The following is a 14761-nucleotide window of genomic DNA, read 5'->3' as shown; positions in this document are numbered from 1 at the left end:
CGCGTCAGGCGATGGCGGGCTGCGGGCCCTTCATCCGGCCGCGCGAGGTGAAGATGAGATACAGGCCGATCAGGATCATCGGCACGGTCAGCCACTGGCCCATGCTGAGCCCCGTCTGCTCGGCAAATTCGATCAGATGCGCATCGGGATTGCGGAAATATTCGACGAAGAACCGGCTGGCGCCATAGCCCGCGAGGAACACGCCGCCCAGGAAGCCCGGCCGGTGGCGCACGTCGGTCTTCCAGAACAGCACCGCCAGCACGACCGCAAGCAGCGCGCCTTCCAGCCCGGCCTCGTAAAGCTGGCTGGGGTGACGCGGCAGCCCATCGGGATCGGTGGGGAAGATCACCGCCCAGGCGACATCGGTCGGACGGCCCCAGAGCTCGGCGTTGACGAAGTTCGCCAGCCGCCCGAACAGCAGGCCGAACGGAACGACGCAGGCGACATAGTCGCCGACGCGAATGTAGCTGAGCTTGTTGCGCCAGACGAGATAGCCGATCGCCAGCAGCACGCCGATCAGCCCGCCATGGAACGACATGCCGCCCTGCCAGACCTTGAACACCTCGAGCGGTGTTTCGAACAGGTCCGGGCGATAGAAGGCGACATAGCCCAGCCGTCCGCCCAGGATGATCCCAAGCGTCGAATACAGCATCAGGTCGTCGGCATGGCGCTGCGCCATCGGCGCGCCGGGCTGCTTGAGCATCCGGCCCATGTACCAATAGCCCAGCAGGATGCCGAACAGATAGGCGAGGCTGTACCATTTGAGCTGGAATGACCCGATGCTGAGCGCCACCGGCGACAGCCCCAGCTCCTCGAAGCGGATCGCGGTGTTGGCAGCAGCGGCGCCAGCGGTCGAGGCGATGTTGGCGGCTAGCGCCGAAATGGGCAGGATCAAGGCTTTTCCCCAAGGGTTTTCCCCTCCATAAGGGCTGGCAAGCACAAGCGAAAGAGGAGAGATTTCGATGGCAACCGAACTGGACCAGATGATGGATGAAGCCATCCAGGCGCTGACCGGTGAAGGAGGCATGCTGCCTTTGACTCATTTCGAGAAGTACGGCCAGAAACTGCCCATGATTGCGTCGGCACCGCCCGCGCTGTCGCATTTCTTTGCCTATTTCTGCATGCAGCACGCCGATGCCGAATTTCTTGTCGATGGCGATACCCGGCTGACCTTTGGCCAGAGCTACGCCGCTGCACGCAAGGTCGCCGCCGCGCTGATCGCGGGCCATGGCATCGCCAAGGGCGACCGGGTCGGAATTGCCGCGCGCAATTCGGCCAACTGGATCATCGCCTATATGGGTGTGCTGATGGCTGGCGGCGTCGCCACCCTGCTCAACGGCTGGTGGCAGGGTGCAGAGCTGTGCGCCGGGATCACCGATGTCGGCTGCACGCTCGTGCTGGCCGATGATCGCTGCGCCAGGCGCATCACCGAATGCGGCGATACCGGCAACGCGCGCGTGATCGTGATCGGCCATGATGGCCCGCCGGAACAGGGCCTTGCCTCGGTGCTGTCGGCAGGTGGCGATGCCGCGACGGAATTGCCCGAGCTGACCGGCGACGACCTGGCCACCATCCTGTTCACCTCGGGCTCCACCGGCCAGTCCAAGGGCGCGTTTTCCGACCATCGCGGTGTCGTGCAAGGCACGTTCAGCTATGTTGCGCAGACGCTGATGGCGCTCAACATCGTCACCCGCCAGGGCAAGCCGCCCGAAGGCCAGCCCGCCACCCTGCTCAACGTACCACTGTTCCACGTCACCGCCGAAGTTCCGGTGCTGCTGCAGAGCTTCGTCATCGGGCGCAAGCTGGTGCTGATGCCCAAATGGGATGCAGAAGAGGCGATGCGGCTGATCGAGGCTGAGAAGATCAGCTATTTCGTCGGCGTGCCGCTGATGAGCTACGAGATCGCCCAGCATCCCAACCGCGACAAATACGACCTCAAGAGCTGCGTCACCTTTGCCGCAGGCGGTGCGCCGCGTCCGGTCGAGCACGTCAAGCGCATCCGGGAAACCATGGATTGGGCGTTCCCGATCCTGGGCTATGGCCTGACCGAGACCAACGGCGTGGGCTGCGGCAATTTCAACGAGAATTACATCGCCAAGCCCAACAGCACCGGCCAGGCCTCGCGCCCGCTGGTGGACCTTGCGATCCTCGACGACAACGGTCATCCGCTGCCCTCCGGCCAGGTCGGCGAGGTCGCCATCCGCTCGGTCGCGAACTTCCTGGGCTATTGGAACAACGAGGGCGCGACCCATGCCGCGATCATGCCCGATGGCTATTTCCGCACCGGGGACCTCGGCTATATCGATGCCGACGGCTATCTGTTCATCGTCGATCGCAAGAAGGACATCATCATTCGTGGCGGCGAGAACATCAGCTGCGTCGAGGTGGAATCGGCGATCTATGCGCACCCCGACATCGCCGAGGCCAGCGTGTTCGGCATTCCCGACGAGCGCTTTGGCGAGATCGTCGGCGCGGTTTATGTCGTGCGCGATGGTGCCAGCCTGACCGACGCCGAGCTGACCGAGTTCCTCTCGGGCCAACTGGCCGCGTTCAAGGTGCCCGCGCGGCTGTGGCACAGCGCCGACGCCCTGCCGCGTCTCGGCACCGCCAAGATCGACAAGGTGTCCTTGCGCAAATCCTATCAGGCCGCCGCCATGGCCGGAACGGGAGCGGGCACCTGACCTTAACCCGTATCCTGTATCGATCATGCCCATGAGCACCGTCGCCAACCAGCGCGCGATCATCGATCGTCGCGCCATCGATGATCGCATCGCACAGCTTGCCACCGAGCAGGGCGACAAGGCGCGTGGCCAAGTGGTGACGCTGCTGCGCGACGCGCTGGCGGCGGGCCGGGCCGAGATCGCCACGCGGCTGGTCGCCAACCCGGCGGCAGGGCATGACTGCGCCGCGGCACAGTCGTTCCTGATCGATCAGATCGTGCGGCTGATCCACGATTATGTCGTGCGCTTCCAGTACCCGGTCGCCAACCACAGCACCGGCGAGCATTTCTGCATCGCGGCGGTGGGCGGCTATGGCCGGGGCGAGATGGCGCCGCACAGCGATGTCGACATCGCCTTCCTCACGCCGATGAAGAAGAACAGCTGGACCGAGCAGGCGATCGAGGCGATGCTCTATATCCTGTGGGATCTGGGGCTGAAGATCGGCCATTCCAGCCGCTCGATCGACGAGATGGTCCGCCAGGCCAAGAGCGATCTCACCATCCGCACCGCATTGCTCGAAGGCCGCTATGTCTGGGGTGACCAGGATATCTATCGCGAGGCATCGGTGCGATTCTGGAAGGATGTCGTCACCGGTACCGCGCGCGATTTCGTGTCGCAGAAGCTGGAAGAGCGCGACGCGCGGCACAAGAAGATGGGCGACAGCCGCTATGTCGTCGAACCCAATGTGAAGGACGGCAAGGGCGGTCTGCGCGATCTGCACACGCTCTACTGGATCGGCAAGTACATCCACCAGGTCCGCTCGGCGGCCGAACTGGTCGACGCCGGCCTGCTGACGATGACCGAGTTTCGCGGGTTTCGCCGCTCGGCCAATTTCCTGTGGGCGGTGCGCTGCCATCTGCACGACATCACCGGGCGGGCCGAGGACCGGCTGACCTTCGATCTGCAGCGCGAGGTGGCGACGCGCATGCGCTTTGCCGACCGGCCGGGCAAATCGGCGGTTGAGCGGTTCATGCAGTATTTCTTCCTCAACGCCAAACGCGTCGGCGACCTGACCGGCGTGTTCCTGGCGCAGCTCGACGACCAGTTCGCCGCACGCGACCGGCGCTTCATTCCCGCGATCCTGCGGCGGCGGCCGCGCAAGCTTTCGGGCTTCATCCTCGATCGCGGGCGCCTCGCCCTGCCCCGGCCCGATTTCTTCCGCGAAGACCCGGTGCGGATGATCGAGATCTTCCAGCTGGCGGACAAGCACAAGGTCGAGATCCACCCCAGCGCGATGCGCCAGGCGAGCCTGGATGCGGTGCTGATCGACAAGCATGTTCGCGCCGATCCGCGCGCCAATGCGCTGTTCATGGATGTGCTGTGCAGTCCGCGCGATCCCGAGCTGGTGCTGCGCTGGATGAACGAGGCGACGGTGTTCGGCCGCTTCGTTCCCGATTTCGGCCGTGTCGTCGCGCAGATGCAGTTCGACATGTACCACCATTATACGGTCGACGAGCATTCGATCCGCGCGATCGGCCTGCTCGCCCGGATCGAATCGGGCGAGCTCAAGGACGACCACCCGCTCGCCTATGATGTAATGCAGAAGCTGATCAGCCGCCGCGTGCTGTTCGTCGCGACGCTGCTGCACGATATTGCCAAGGGCCGGCGCGGCGACCACAGTGTGCTGGGCGCCGATGTCGCGATGAAGCTGTGCCCCCGGCTTGGCCTGACCGAGGCCGAGACCGAGCAGGTCGCCTGGCTGGTGCGCTATCACCTGCTGATGTCGGCCACCGCCTTCAAGCGCGACCTCACCGACTACAAGACCATCGCCGATTTCGCCGCGATGGTGCAGAGCCCCGAGCGCTTGAAGCTGCTGCTGGTGCTGACCGTGGTCGATATCCGCGCCGTGGGCCCGGGCATCTGGAACAGCTGGAAGCGCCAGCTGCTGGGCAATCTGTTCGAATCGACCGAGGAGGTGCTGCGGCTGGGCCACAAGCAGCATGGCCGCCGCGAGCGGGTGCTGGCCAAGCAGGATGCGGTGCGCGCCATGGTCGCCATCGACGAGGGCCGCTTCGTGCAGATCGCGCGCAAGCTCGACGATGCCTATTGGATTGCCGAGCCCGAAGACATCATCGCGCAGAACGTGCGGCTGATCGATGCGCACGACACCGAACCGCTGACCGTCGCGGCTGAATTCTACCCCGCTCGCGGCGCGACCCTGGTGACGGTGAGCGCCGCCGACCATCCCGGCCTTTTCTATCGCATCGCAGGCGGCATCCATCTGGCGGGCGGCAACATCATCGATGCGCGCATCCACACCCGGCGCGACGGCATGGCGCTCGACAATTTCCTGGTGCAGGATCCGTTGTGCCGGCCGTTCATGGAAGAAAGCCAGATCGCCCGGCTGAAGACCGCGATCGCCGATGCGCTGGCCAACCGCATGGCGCTGACCCCGCGACTGATCGCGCGGCCCACCGCGCGGCCGCGGAGCGAGGCGTTCAACATCGCGCCAGTGGTTCTGGTCGACAACAAGGCGTCGAACCGCTTCACCGTGATCGAGGTCAATGCGCTGGACCGGCCCGCGCTGCTCAACCGGCTGGCGTTCGCACTGTTCGACCTCAAGTGCATCGTTCATTCGGCGCATGTCGCGACCTATGGCGAGCGCGCAGTCGATACCTTCTATGTCACCGATCTGCTGGGCGACAAGATCGACAGCAAGGTGCGGCTGAAATCGCTGGAAAAGCGACTGCTGGCAGCAGCATCGCCGCAGACCGAACAGGCAGTCGCGGCCTAGAACCTGCCCGCCCGGAATCTGCCGTCTAGAATCGGCCGGTGAGGATCGCCCAGCCAGCCACGCCGTTCATCCCGGTATAGACGATATAGGCGGGCAGCGCGATCGTGTAGCCGAGCGCAGCAAAGCTGAGCGCCGAGAGCAGGATCAGATATTCCAGCAGATAGGTGCCCCAGCCGCGCATGAAGTGGCGGAAGATGCCGCGCATCTGGACCGCCATCGGATGGTCAGATTCCATCGTGGCCTTGTGCAGGGCAAAGTTGATGATGCCGCACAGGAAGATGAGGATGATTGCCATGGCGTTAATCTAACGCGATTTGGCAGGCGACGGGAAGCCCCGGCGTGATGCTGGACGATTTCGGGACGGATTGGCGGTGCGGGGTTAACCCACCAGGCGGATGATCTCGGCCGAAGGCTTGTCCGCCAGCCGGTAGACCGGCATGTCACCGACGCCCTTCAGCGTGATCACCTGCGGCAGTTCGAAATGCCGCTCGCCGCGTCCGCGCAGCCAGGTGGTTTCGGAGACCGCGATGCCATCGGGATGCGCGGTGCCCTCGATGCGGCTGGCGATGTTCATCGTCTCGCCCCAGTAATCATAGGCCATGCGGGTCTCGCCGATCACGCCGCCGACCACCGGGCCGGTGTGGATGCCCACGCGGATGTGCAGATCGATACCCGTGGCCGCGCGCAATTCGGGGAGCCCGGCGATCACCCCCTCGCCAAAGCGGATCGCGGCATCGGCGCTGTTGTGCGAGGGGCTGTTGCCGCCGCTGATCGCGAGATACGCATCGCCGATGGTCTTGACCTTTTCGACGCCGGTCTGCGCCGCGCATTTGTCGGCCAGCAGGAAGAAGCCATTGAGCAGATCGACCAGATGCCCGGGCGAGATCCGCCGCGACAGATCCGAAAAGCCGCAGATGTCGATGAACACCACCGAGACATCGGGGTAGCTGTCCGCCACCACCTGCCCCGCCTTGAGCCGCGCCGCGACCGCAGGCGGCAGCACGTTGAACAGCAGTTCCTCGGTCTTGGCGCGCTCTGCCTCCAGCGCATCGGACAAAATGAAGCTCTGCCGGTGCGCATGCCCCACCGACCAGTTGAGCAGCACCATCACGGCCGCGCTGGTGCAATAGGCGAGGGTCGCATAGATGAGCGGGATCACGTCCGCCTCGGTCACCAGCATGATGCCGAAATAGACGCACGCATGGCAGCCCAACCAGGCCGCAAACCAGCGCAGCTGCCCGGCAAAGGCGATGGCGGCAAAGGCCATGACGATCAGCCCGTTGATGGCGATCGAAGCGTGCAGCTGCACCTGAGCGCGGTGCATTTCTTCGAACAGCAGCGTGTTTTCTGCCATGATCAGGAACGCGACGCCCAGCAGGCTGGCAAAATCGATCATCGGCCGGGCGGCATAGCCGCGCCAGGCGGTGGCACCGGCATAGCCTGCCAGAATGGCGAGCGCAGGCAGCAGCAGCAAGGTGAAGCGCAGCTCGTCTGCACGCGTGAAATAGAGCGGATTGACCAGAGCATAGCCGATCAGCATCGCGGCCAGGAAGCCGGCAAACAGCCGCATGTGGACGACGCGCGCCTGGCGCTCGCCGGTGACGAAGCGGCTTTCGAGCGCCGGATCGACAAAGCGCCCGGTCATTGTCTGGACGCCCTGGATTTGCGCAACCTGGTGCGGCGTGTGGTCCTGCTGCATCGTCTGCCCCTTGTCGGATGGCGGCCCGGCCATTCCGACAAGGGCATAGCAGCGATGGATTGACAAAGCGGTAACGCCGCCGGAAGCCTGCGCACAAAGCAAAGAAGCCCAGTGGAGGATGACCTTGACCGATTTCGACGATTGGCGTGCGCGCTCGCCCTTTTACGACGAGAGCCACGAGGCGCTGGCGCAATCGGTGCGCCGTTTCGTCGAACGCGAGGTTGCCCCGCATATCGACCAGTGGGAGGCCGATGGCGAGCTGCCACGCGCGCTGCACCGCAAGGCGGCCGAGGCCGGCATTCTGGGCCTGCGCTATCCCGAACAATATGGCGGCCATTCGGAAGGCTTCGACATCTTCCATGGCATGACCCAGACCGAGGAACTGGCCGCCGTCGGTGCGGGCGGCTTGACGGCATCATTGATGACGCACGGCATCGGCCTGCCCCCGGTGCTCGCCTTGGGCAGCGAGGAGATGAAGCAGCGGGTCGCGCCGCCGGTGCTGGCGGGCGAGAAGATCATCGCGCTCGGCATCACCGAACCTTCGGGCGGATCGGATGTCGCCAATCTCAAGACCCGCGCCGAGCGGGTAGGCGACCATTATGTCGTCAACGGCTCCAAGATGTTCATCACATCGGGCATGCGCGCCGACTGGCTGACCTGCGCGGTGCGCACCGGCGGTGCGGGCGCTGCCGGCATATCGCTGCTGCTGATCGAGATGGATTCGCCCGGCGTGACACGCACCCGGCTCGACAAGATGGGCTGGCGCTGTTCGGATACCGCGGCGATCTATCTGCAGGACGTCAAGGTTCCGGCCGAAAACCTGATCGGCCCCGAAAATGGCGGCTTCATCGGCATCATGCGCAACTTCAACAGCGAACGGCTGGGCATGGCGATGGGCTGCTGCGCCTTTGCGCGGGTGTGCCTGAAGGAAGCGGTGGAATGGGCGCAGGCCAGAGAGACCTTCGGCAAGGCGCTGGTCAAGCACCAGTCGATCCGCATCAAGCTGGCTGACATGGCGCGACGGATTGCCGCCACCCAGGCCTGGGTCGACCAATGCGCCTGGGCGGTGGAGCATGGCCGCGATCAACCGGCGGATTTCGCGATGCTCAAGGTGCAGGCAACGCAGATGCTCGAGATCGTCGCGCGCGAGGCAGCGCAGATCCTGGGCGGTGCGAGCTATATCACCGGATCGAAGGTGGAGCGCATCTATCGCGAGGTCCGCGTCAACGCGATCGGCGGTGGATCGGAGGAGATCATGCTTGATCTGGCCGGGCGGCAGCTGTTCGGGGGGAAATGATCGGAAACGGAGCCGGTTCGCGTACCTTGGCTCGATAACGGTCCGGCAAACACTGGCGAATCCGAAAGGACTTGCGCCCAATGGCCACCTGTCCGGGGGAGGCCGTGCCATGACCGTTTCAAGCGACGAAAGCTCGATTGCCAGAACATATTACGAATCCCTTCGCGATGAGTTCGAACGCTATGCCTGGGAGGACGATCCCGCCACGCCGGGGTCCAGACGGATCAACACCGAAAAGGCGGAGCAGCTCAAAGCCGTCCGTGAAGAATTCGAACAGCTGGACCCGCTCAAAGGGGCGAAGCCTTCCTTGGGTCAATTGTACAAGATCGAGTTGGATCTGACATCGCTGATACCGGAAATGGCGCTGCGGACCCGCTACTGGGCCATCGAGAACCGTTTCCGCAGGGTCGTGCCGAAGGGTGTGGCGGAGGCGTTTTTCGCGCGCCATACTGTCAACAAGGTCGAGGACCACCCGGAAGACGAATTGCGCCATCTGGCCCGGTCAATGCTCGACACGATCCACGCCAATTATGGAGTGAATTTTGACCGGGAAATCCTGATCAGGCGACTGATGCGTTACGTAGCGGTAGCGGCTTTGGTCCTCATCATATTCACTCTTGCACTGGCAATAAAGGTACTGCCCGTAGAAGCGCAGCAGGGGCTGGCGATGATTACCATCATCGGCATGGCAGGCGCTGCCATCTCCACCATCCAGCGGCTGCAGAAGGCAACGTCACGCGACGCCATGGTGGACGACGGCATTTTCGAGCTGATGAGCCTGCGCATCGGATGGGTCAGCATCCTGATGCCCATCGGCATCGGCGGCGTGTCTGCATTGTTCATCTACGCGCTGATTTCGGCGGGCCTGCTCGATTCGGTGGTTCCACAAATGGCCCCGGAAACTGGACCGCCGCCACCCCCTTCCGCGCCAGCCCAGCCAGGCACGCTGATTCCACAGATAGCCCTGGAGAATGAAACGCTAGCTCCCCCTGCCACGCTGAACCAACCCCGTACGCCCGCGACGCCCGTGCCGGCCTGCGTTCCGGAATCGGGTTGCCCGAATTGGGCCGATACCATCTACATGGAGCTGGGCCTCGAAGAGCGCAGCGATCTGTTCAAGCTCAGCGTCTACGCCTTTGTCGCCGGCTTTGCCGAACGCTTCGTACCGGACACGATCAACAAGCTTGCCAAGGGGGTTTTCAAGGACCCGAAGCCCGACGTGAGCTGAACCCCTTATGACCTGGCGCACTGACGGCGGGACTCCCTGAAACTACACGACAATGCTATCAGGCGACTCGCCTGCATGTCTGTGTCTTGTCGGGAGCAAACCATGCCCTTTTTCGCACGCCGTCACGCCGCCCTCAGCCTGTCCGCTGCCACGATCGCGGTCCTGGTCGCCAGCCCCGTCAGCAGCCAGCAGGCCGCCAGTCCGGTGGCGCGCTACGACATGGATGTCGGCACCGTCACCGGCCTTGCCGCGATGGGCAGCGGGCTGGGCGGCGGATTGTCGATGATGTTTGGTGGCGGCGGCAACAAGCAGGCGCATGAGCTGGTGCTGCGGCTGGGCTCGTCCCGCGCGCCTGCGGCCGGAGGCCCCAAGGCCGACCATTTCATGCCGCCCGTGGCCAAGCTGGGCGCATCGGTGCCGCTGCTCAGCCCCAGGCCGGACACCCGCACCGACGAAGTGCCCGAAGACCTGCCCAAGGACTTCCAGCGTCCGAAGGGTCGGTTGCTGATCTATTGGGGCTGCGGCGCGAAGGCAGGGCCCGGCCAGCCGGTGGTGATCGATTTTGCCAAGCTGTCCGCCGGCCAGGTGCCGCCCGATCTGTTTGCCGGATCGATGCCGATCGACCGATCGGTGAGCACCGGCAATTCCAAGACCTATGGCGAATGGCCCAATGCCGAAACGCGCAAGCTGCTGAGCGCGGACAGCTCGCTGCTGGGCGAACACCGCATCGCCGGCAATTATTCGCCCGAGATCAAGTTCGCGCTGGCACAGGATTTCATGCCCGCGATCACCGGCAAGGCGACCCCTGGGCCCGGTGGCGCAACGCAGATCAGCTGGAACACGGTCACCAATGCCACCGGCTATTATGCCTGGGTGATGACCGCCAAGGCCAACAGCAAGGGTGAGTTCCAGGACATGGTCTGGTGGTCGTCATCGGCCTCGCGCCAGTTCGGCGGCGCGCTGTGGGACTGGATCGCGCCTGCACAGGTGGCGAGGCTGATCCAGCAGCAGGTGGTCATGCCGCCATCGCAGACCAGCTGCACGGTTCCGGCTGACGTCACGGCGGCGGGCGGCGAATTCGCGCTGGGCAATCTGTACGCTTATGGGCCCGAGGCGAACTTCGCCTATCCGCCGCGCCCGGCCAACGCCAAGACGCCGTGGAAGCCCGAATGGACCGCGCGCGTGCGCTATCGGTCGAACTCCACCTGGCTGCTCAACGGCCCCGACATGGGCGCGATGATGAACGGCAGCGACGAGGCCGAACCGCCCAGGAAGAAGAAAAAGTGCAAGGGCGGGCTTGGCGGCCTGCTCGGCGCGGTGGTCACCGGCGAGGGTTGCTGAAGGATTGGCGCAGCTCTTTGTTCATGGTATGTTCCAGTCATCATCCGAGTCGGTTCGAGGGGAAAACGCATGAGCAGCCTGATTTTCTATACCAATCCCATGTCGCGCGGGCAGATCGCACGATGGGCGCTCGAAGAGGCGGGCGCGGCCTACGAGCAGCGCATCGTCGAATACGGACCCGACATGAAGGGTGAGGCCTATCGCGCGGTCAACCCGATGGGCAAGGTTCCCGCGATCGTCCACGATGGCCGGGTCGTGACCGAATGCGCTGCGATCTGCGCCTATCTGGCCGACGCCTTTCCCGAGACGGGCCTCGCCCCGCTGCCAGGCGAGCGCGCCGATTACTACCGGTGGATGTTCTTCGGCGCAGGGCCGCTCGAACAGGCGATCACCAACCGGTCGATGGGCTGGGAAGGCCCGGAGGACAAGCAGGCCATGCTGGGCTACGGCCATTTCGATCTGGTGGTCGATGCGCTGGCCGGATGGCTGGACAGCCGTGATTATATCTGCGGCGATCGTTTCACCGCAGCCGATGTCTATGTCGGCGCGCAGGTCGACTGGGGGCTGATGTTCGGGACCTTGCCCGATCGCCCCGCCTTCAGCGCCTATGCCGAGCGGCTGCGCGCACGGCCCGCCTATATCCGCGCCAAGGCAATCGACAATGAGCTGATCGCTGCCGCCTCGCCAGAAGGCGCAGACGCATGAGCGCGGCAGAGGGCGGATGCCATTGCGGCGCGGTGCGCTTTGTGGTCGAACCTCCGGTGAATGCGGAGGAGGCACCGCGCACTGCCTTGTGCCATTGCAGCGACTGCCGTCGCTGCGCTGGGGCCCCGGTGGTCGGCTGGACCGCTGTTGCCAGCTCGACCTTCCGGCTGACCCAGGGCACGCCTGCGGTCTATCGGTCGTCGGAGCTGGCAGAGCGCAGCTTCTGCGGGCATTGCGGCACCGGGCTGTTCTACATCAACGAAACCGTGCTGCCAGGGCTGGTCGACATCCAGACCGCGACCTTCGACGATCCCGGCGCGTTTCCCGCCATGGCGCATATCCAGGCAGCCGAGCAGATCGGCTGGATGAAGAGCGCGCATGAGCTGCCCAGCTTCGATCGGTTTCCCGAATTCTGAACGCCTAATCCTCCCCCGCTGGTGGGGGAGGATTCATGAAACCGATGGCTCAACCGGTCGGGCCGAACACCTTGGGTGTCCCCGTTCCGGCCTTGCGCTCCTTGTCGTTGGCGGTGATTGCCTCGAGAATCTGAGGATTGCGGAAGTCGCCGCCGGCATAATCGCGCGCCGACTGGCCGGCGATGGTATCCTGCTTGTCCGGGTTGGCGCCATTCTTGAGCAGCAGGCGGACCATCGCCAGATCGCGCAGCTGCACCGCGCGGATCAGCGCGGTCTCGCCCGAGTTGTTGGTCGCATCGACCTGCGCCTTGCGCGCCAGCAGCGTTTCTGCACCATCGACGAAGCGCAGGTTGACCGCGGTCATCAACGGGGTGACGCCGTTCTTGTCGCGTGCGTTGGCATTGGCCCCGCGCTGCAGCAGAAAGCCCATCCAGGTGAGGTCGCGCCGCGCCGTGACGATGTGCAGCGCCGTCTCGCCCGAGGTGATGTCCTTGGTGTTGACGATGGTGCTGCCCGGTTCATTGAGCATCTGCGTCGCCTTGTCGCCATCGCGCTCGCGCACCGCTTTCAGGAAATTGTAGCTGTCGGAAAACTGCGCGCTGGCCGCGGCAGGGATCAGCAACGCCAGAGCGGCGATCGCCGCGATCCACAGGCGCGCAAACGGAATGAAACGGGCTGTCACGGGTTGCTTCGTCCTTGAAAACTTGCACCGGGGATGCGGCCAAATGGGCGTATCGGTCGCCAATCCCCCTTGAAAGCGGTGGCATAGCAGAGCACAGACAAACCTGTCATGAACAAAACCCCCTTCTTCTCGATCGCGCTGGCGCTGGGCGCCGCCGCGCTGACCGCCTGCTCGGGCACCGCCACCAAGCCCGAGGCTCCGCTGGAGGGTGCCCGCATCGGCGGCGCCTTCACGCTCACCGATCAGGACGGCAAGACGGTGAAGGACACCGATTTTGCAGGCCAACACCGCATCATCTATTTCGGCTACAGCTATTGTCCCGATGTCTGCCCCATCGACCTGCAGAAGATCGCGGCGGGCTTTGCTCTGTTCGAAAAGCAGCAGCCTGAACGCGCCAAGGCGATCCAGCCGATCTTCATCACCATCGATCCCGAGCGTGATACCCCGGCGGTGGTCAAGCAGTATGTCAGCGCCTTCCATCCGCGGCTGATCGGCCTCACCGGCACGCCTGCGCAGATCAAGTCCGTCGCCGATGCCTATCTGGTGATGTACAAGGCGCAAAAGCCGGTGGGCGCCGATGCCAAGGGCTATCTCGTCGATCACAGCCGCCAGGCGTATCTGATGGGCCCCAAGGGCGAGCCGATCGCGCTGCTGCCCTACGACGGGAGCCCGGAGCAGATCGCCGCCGAAATCGACAAATGGACCGCGTGAACCCTTTTTGGGAACAACCGCTGGCCAGCCTCGACCGCGCGCAATGGGAAGCCTTGTGCGATGGCTGTGGCAAATGCTGCCTGCACAAGGTCGAGGATGAGGACACCGGGCGCATCTACCCCACCAATGTCGCATGCCGCCTGCTCGACACCCGCACCGCGCAATGCGCCGATTACCGCCATCGCCGCGCCCTCGTGCCCGATTGCCTGCGGCTGACGCGCGGCAATGTCGAGGAGATCAGCTGGCTGCCTTCGACCTGCGCCTATCAGCTGCGCGCACAGGGCCTGCCCTTGCCCGATTGGCACCATCTCAAGACCGGCAGTCGCGACGCCATGCACGCCGGCGGACACTCGGTGGTCGGCCGCGTGATATCCGAGGTACACGCCGGCCCGATCGAGAACCACATCATCGAGGCGGAGCTGTGAGGGCGGCAGCGCCGGCGACCATCGCCCGGCTGTTCTCGCGCAAGTCCAGGCCCGCTCCCTCCGACACGCCCGACCGGCTGACGATCAACGGGCGCGATTATGCGCTGGTGATCCGCCGCCATGCCCGCGCGAACAACATCCGGCTGCGCACCGATCCGGCCAAGGGCGCGCTGCTGCTGACGCTGCCCGGCCATGCCCGGCTGGGCGAGGCGATTGCCTTTGCCCGCGCACAGGCCGACTGGATCGAGGCGAGCTTTGCCCGAGCGGGCAGCCATGTCGCGCTGGAGCCGGGTGCGGCAATCCCGTTTCGTGGCACTCCCCACCGGATCGACTGGGACGTGCGCCATGGTCGCAGGGTCATCGTCGCAGACGGCGTGATCACGCTGGGCGGCGCGCGCGATTCGCTCGAAGCCCGGCTGGTCCGCTGGCTGAAGGCCGAAGCCAAGCGGCTGTGCGCGGCGGATCTGGCGGAATATTGCAGCCGCGCGGGCGTCGCCGTCCCTGCGCTCGCCATCAGCAACGCCGCGCGCCGCTGGGGCAGCTGCTCGGCCAATGGCACGATCCGGATCAACTGGCGGCTGGTGATGGCCCCCGACGAAGTCCGCCGCTCGGTCGTCGCGCACGAAGTCGCGCACCTGCGCCACATGAACCACAGCGCGGATTTCTACGCCTGGCTCGACGCCTTGTTCGAAGGCGACCGCCAAAGCGCCGACCGCTGGCTGAAAGCGCATGGCCGCGGGCTGTATCTGGTGGGTGGGGGCTGAACCCCGCCGGGCTTCCGAATTTGACAGCAGGTCGCGAGA

Annotated in this window: 14 protein-coding genes; 10 read left to right on the top strand and 4 right to left on the bottom strand. The window is 64.8% G+C overall.

Annotated elements, in window-relative coordinates:
• Positions 1-4: 4 nt before the first annotated feature.
• Positions 5-895: a prolipoprotein diacylglyceryl transferase gene (lgt, locus tag LI72_RS08595; RefSeq protein WP_081984790.1), complete on the bottom strand. Its 891-nt coding sequence runs from the start codon at positions 893-895 to the stop codon at positions 5-7.
• Between the two features lie 67 nt (positions 896-962).
• On the opposite strand from lgt, the gene LI72_RS08590 reads away from it, so the two are divergent.
• Both LI72_RS08590 and LI72_RS08585 read left to right on the top strand, forming a co-directional pair.
• The gene (locus LI72_RS08590) at positions 963-2681 is read left to right on the top strand and encodes a class I adenylate-forming enzyme family protein (protein WP_033925519.1); all 1719 of its coding nucleotides are present in this window, start codon (positions 963-965) and stop codon (positions 2679-2681) included.
• A gap of 31 nt (positions 2682-2712) precedes the next feature.
• Positions 2713-5454 (top strand): [protein-PII] uridylyltransferase, encoded by a 2742-nt coding sequence (locus LI72_RS08585; protein ID WP_156139554.1) that lies wholly within the window; start codon positions 2713-2715, stop codon positions 5452-5454.
• Between the two features lie 25 nt (positions 5455-5479).
• Here LI72_RS08585 and LI72_RS08580 read toward each other — a convergent pair whose 3' ends face one another.
• Positions 5480-5749 (bottom strand): hypothetical protein, encoded by a 270-nt coding sequence (locus LI72_RS08580; RefSeq protein WP_033925517.1) that lies wholly within the window; start codon positions 5747-5749, stop codon positions 5480-5482.
• A gap of 84 nt (positions 5750-5833) precedes the next feature.
• Positions 5834-7186: an adenylate/guanylate cyclase domain-containing protein gene (locus tag LI72_RS19020; protein WP_052129670.1), complete on the bottom strand. Its 1353-nt coding sequence runs from the start codon at positions 7184-7186 to the stop codon at positions 5834-5836.
• Between the two features lie 85 nt (positions 7187-7271).
• Between LI72_RS19020 and LI72_RS08570 the strand changes: the two genes are divergently transcribed.
• From LI72_RS08570 to LI72_RS08550, 5 genes are all read left to right on the top strand, one after another.
• Positions 7272-8450 carry an acyl-CoA dehydrogenase family protein gene (locus LI72_RS08570; RefSeq protein ID WP_052129669.1) on the top strand — a complete coding sequence of 393 codons (1179 nt, stop codon included), beginning with the start codon at positions 7272-7274 and terminating at the stop codon, positions 8448-8450.
• Positions 8451-8559: 109 nt separating this feature from the next.
• On the top strand, positions 8560-9678 hold the full coding sequence (locus LI72_RS08565; protein ID WP_033925516.1) for a hypothetical protein: 1119 nt from the start codon (positions 8560-8562) through the stop codon (positions 9676-9678).
• A gap of 102 nt (positions 9679-9780) precedes the next feature.
• The gene (locus LI72_RS08560; protein ID WP_231562412.1) at positions 9781-11019 is read left to right on the top strand and encodes a hypothetical protein; all 1239 of its coding nucleotides are present in this window, start codon (positions 9781-9783) and stop codon (positions 11017-11019) included.
• 69 nt (positions 11020-11088) lie between these two features.
• A complete protein-coding gene (locus LI72_RS08555; protein WP_033925514.1) occupies positions 11089-11724 on the top strand; it encodes a glutathione S-transferase family protein in 636 nt (211 codons plus the stop codon).
• Positions 11721-12140, top strand: a complete 420-nt coding sequence (locus tag LI72_RS08550; protein ID WP_033925513.1) for a GFA family protein — start codon at positions 11721-11723, stop codon at positions 12138-12140. Before LI72_RS08555 ends, LI72_RS08550 begins: the two co-directional genes overlap by 4 nt.
• 49 nt (positions 12141-12189) lie before the next feature.
• Here LI72_RS08550 and LI72_RS08545 read toward each other — a convergent pair whose 3' ends face one another.
• The gene (locus LI72_RS08545; protein WP_197051859.1) at positions 12190-12822 is read right to left on the bottom strand and encodes an ankyrin repeat domain-containing protein; all 633 of its coding nucleotides are present in this window, start codon (positions 12820-12822) and stop codon (positions 12190-12192) included.
• A gap of 108 nt (positions 12823-12930) precedes the next feature.
• Here LI72_RS08545 and LI72_RS08540 point away from each other — a divergent pair, with 108 nt between their 5' ends.
• Genes LI72_RS08540 through LI72_RS08530 form a run of 3 tightly spaced genes read left to right on the top strand, consistent with a single transcriptional unit; the run spans position 12931 to position 14722 of the window.
• On the top strand, positions 12931-13533 hold the full coding sequence (locus LI72_RS08540) for an SCO family protein (RefSeq protein ID WP_033925512.1): 603 nt from the start codon (positions 12931-12933) through the stop codon (positions 13531-13533).
• Positions 13521-13958, top strand: a complete 438-nt coding sequence (locus tag LI72_RS08535; protein ID WP_033925511.1) for a YcgN family cysteine cluster protein — start codon at positions 13521-13523, stop codon at positions 13956-13958. Before LI72_RS08540 ends, LI72_RS08535 begins: the two co-directional genes overlap by 13 nt.
• Positions 13955-14722 (top strand): M48 family metallopeptidase, encoded by a 768-nt coding sequence (locus LI72_RS08530; RefSeq protein ID WP_231562411.1) that lies wholly within the window; start codon positions 13955-13957, stop codon positions 14720-14722. Before LI72_RS08535 ends, LI72_RS08530 begins: the two co-directional genes overlap by 4 nt.
• Positions 14723-14761 lie beyond the last annotated feature (39 nt).

This window comes from Sphingomonas sp. 35-24ZXX (genome assembly GCF_000786215.1).
Classification (GTDB): domain Bacteria; phylum Pseudomonadota; class Alphaproteobacteria; order Sphingomonadales; family Sphingomonadaceae; genus Blastomonas.
Note: the sequence above shows the minus strand (reverse complement) of the source record. Positions and strands in the feature narration are given on the sequence as shown.

What these genes read in the sequence shown, in the direction of transcription:
- LI72_RS08590 (WP_033925519.1), top strand. Translation starts at nt 963, where the DNA reads ATGGCAACCGAACTGGACCAGATGATGGATGAAGCCATCCAGGCGCTG.
- LI72_RS08585 (WP_156139554.1), top strand. Translation starts at nt 2,713, where the DNA reads ATGAGCACCGTCGCCAACCAGCGCGCGATCATCGATCGTCGCGCCATC.
- LI72_RS08580 (WP_033925517.1), bottom strand. Translation starts at nt 5,749, where the DNA reads ATGGCAATCATCCTCATCTTCCTGTGCGGCATCATCAACTTTGCCCTG.
- LI72_RS19020 (WP_052129670.1), bottom strand. Translation starts at nt 7,186, where the DNA reads ATGGCCGGGCCGCCATCCGACAAGGGGCAGACGATGCAGCAGGACCAC.
- LI72_RS08570 (WP_052129669.1), top strand. Translation starts at nt 7,272, where the DNA reads ATGACCTTGACCGATTTCGACGATTGGCGTGCGCGCTCGCCCTTTTAC.
- LI72_RS08565 (WP_033925516.1), top strand. Translation starts at nt 8,560, where the DNA reads ATGACCGTTTCAAGCGACGAAAGCTCGATTGCCAGAACATATTACGAA.
- LI72_RS08560 (WP_231562412.1), top strand. Translation starts at nt 9,781, where the DNA reads ATGCCCTTTTTCGCACGCCGTCACGCCGCCCTCAGCCTGTCCGCTGCC.
- LI72_RS08555 (WP_033925514.1), top strand. Translation starts at nt 11,089, where the DNA reads ATGAGCAGCCTGATTTTCTATACCAATCCCATGTCGCGCGGGCAGATC.
- LI72_RS08550 (WP_033925513.1), top strand. Translation starts at nt 11,721, where the DNA reads ATGAGCGCGGCAGAGGGCGGATGCCATTGCGGCGCGGTGCGCTTTGTG.
- LI72_RS08540 (WP_033925512.1), top strand. Translation starts at nt 12,931, where the DNA reads ATGAACAAAACCCCCTTCTTCTCGATCGCGCTGGCGCTGGGCGCCGCC.
- LI72_RS08535 (WP_033925511.1), top strand. Translation starts at nt 13,521, where the DNA reads ATGGACCGCGTGAACCCTTTTTGGGAACAACCGCTGGCCAGCCTCGAC.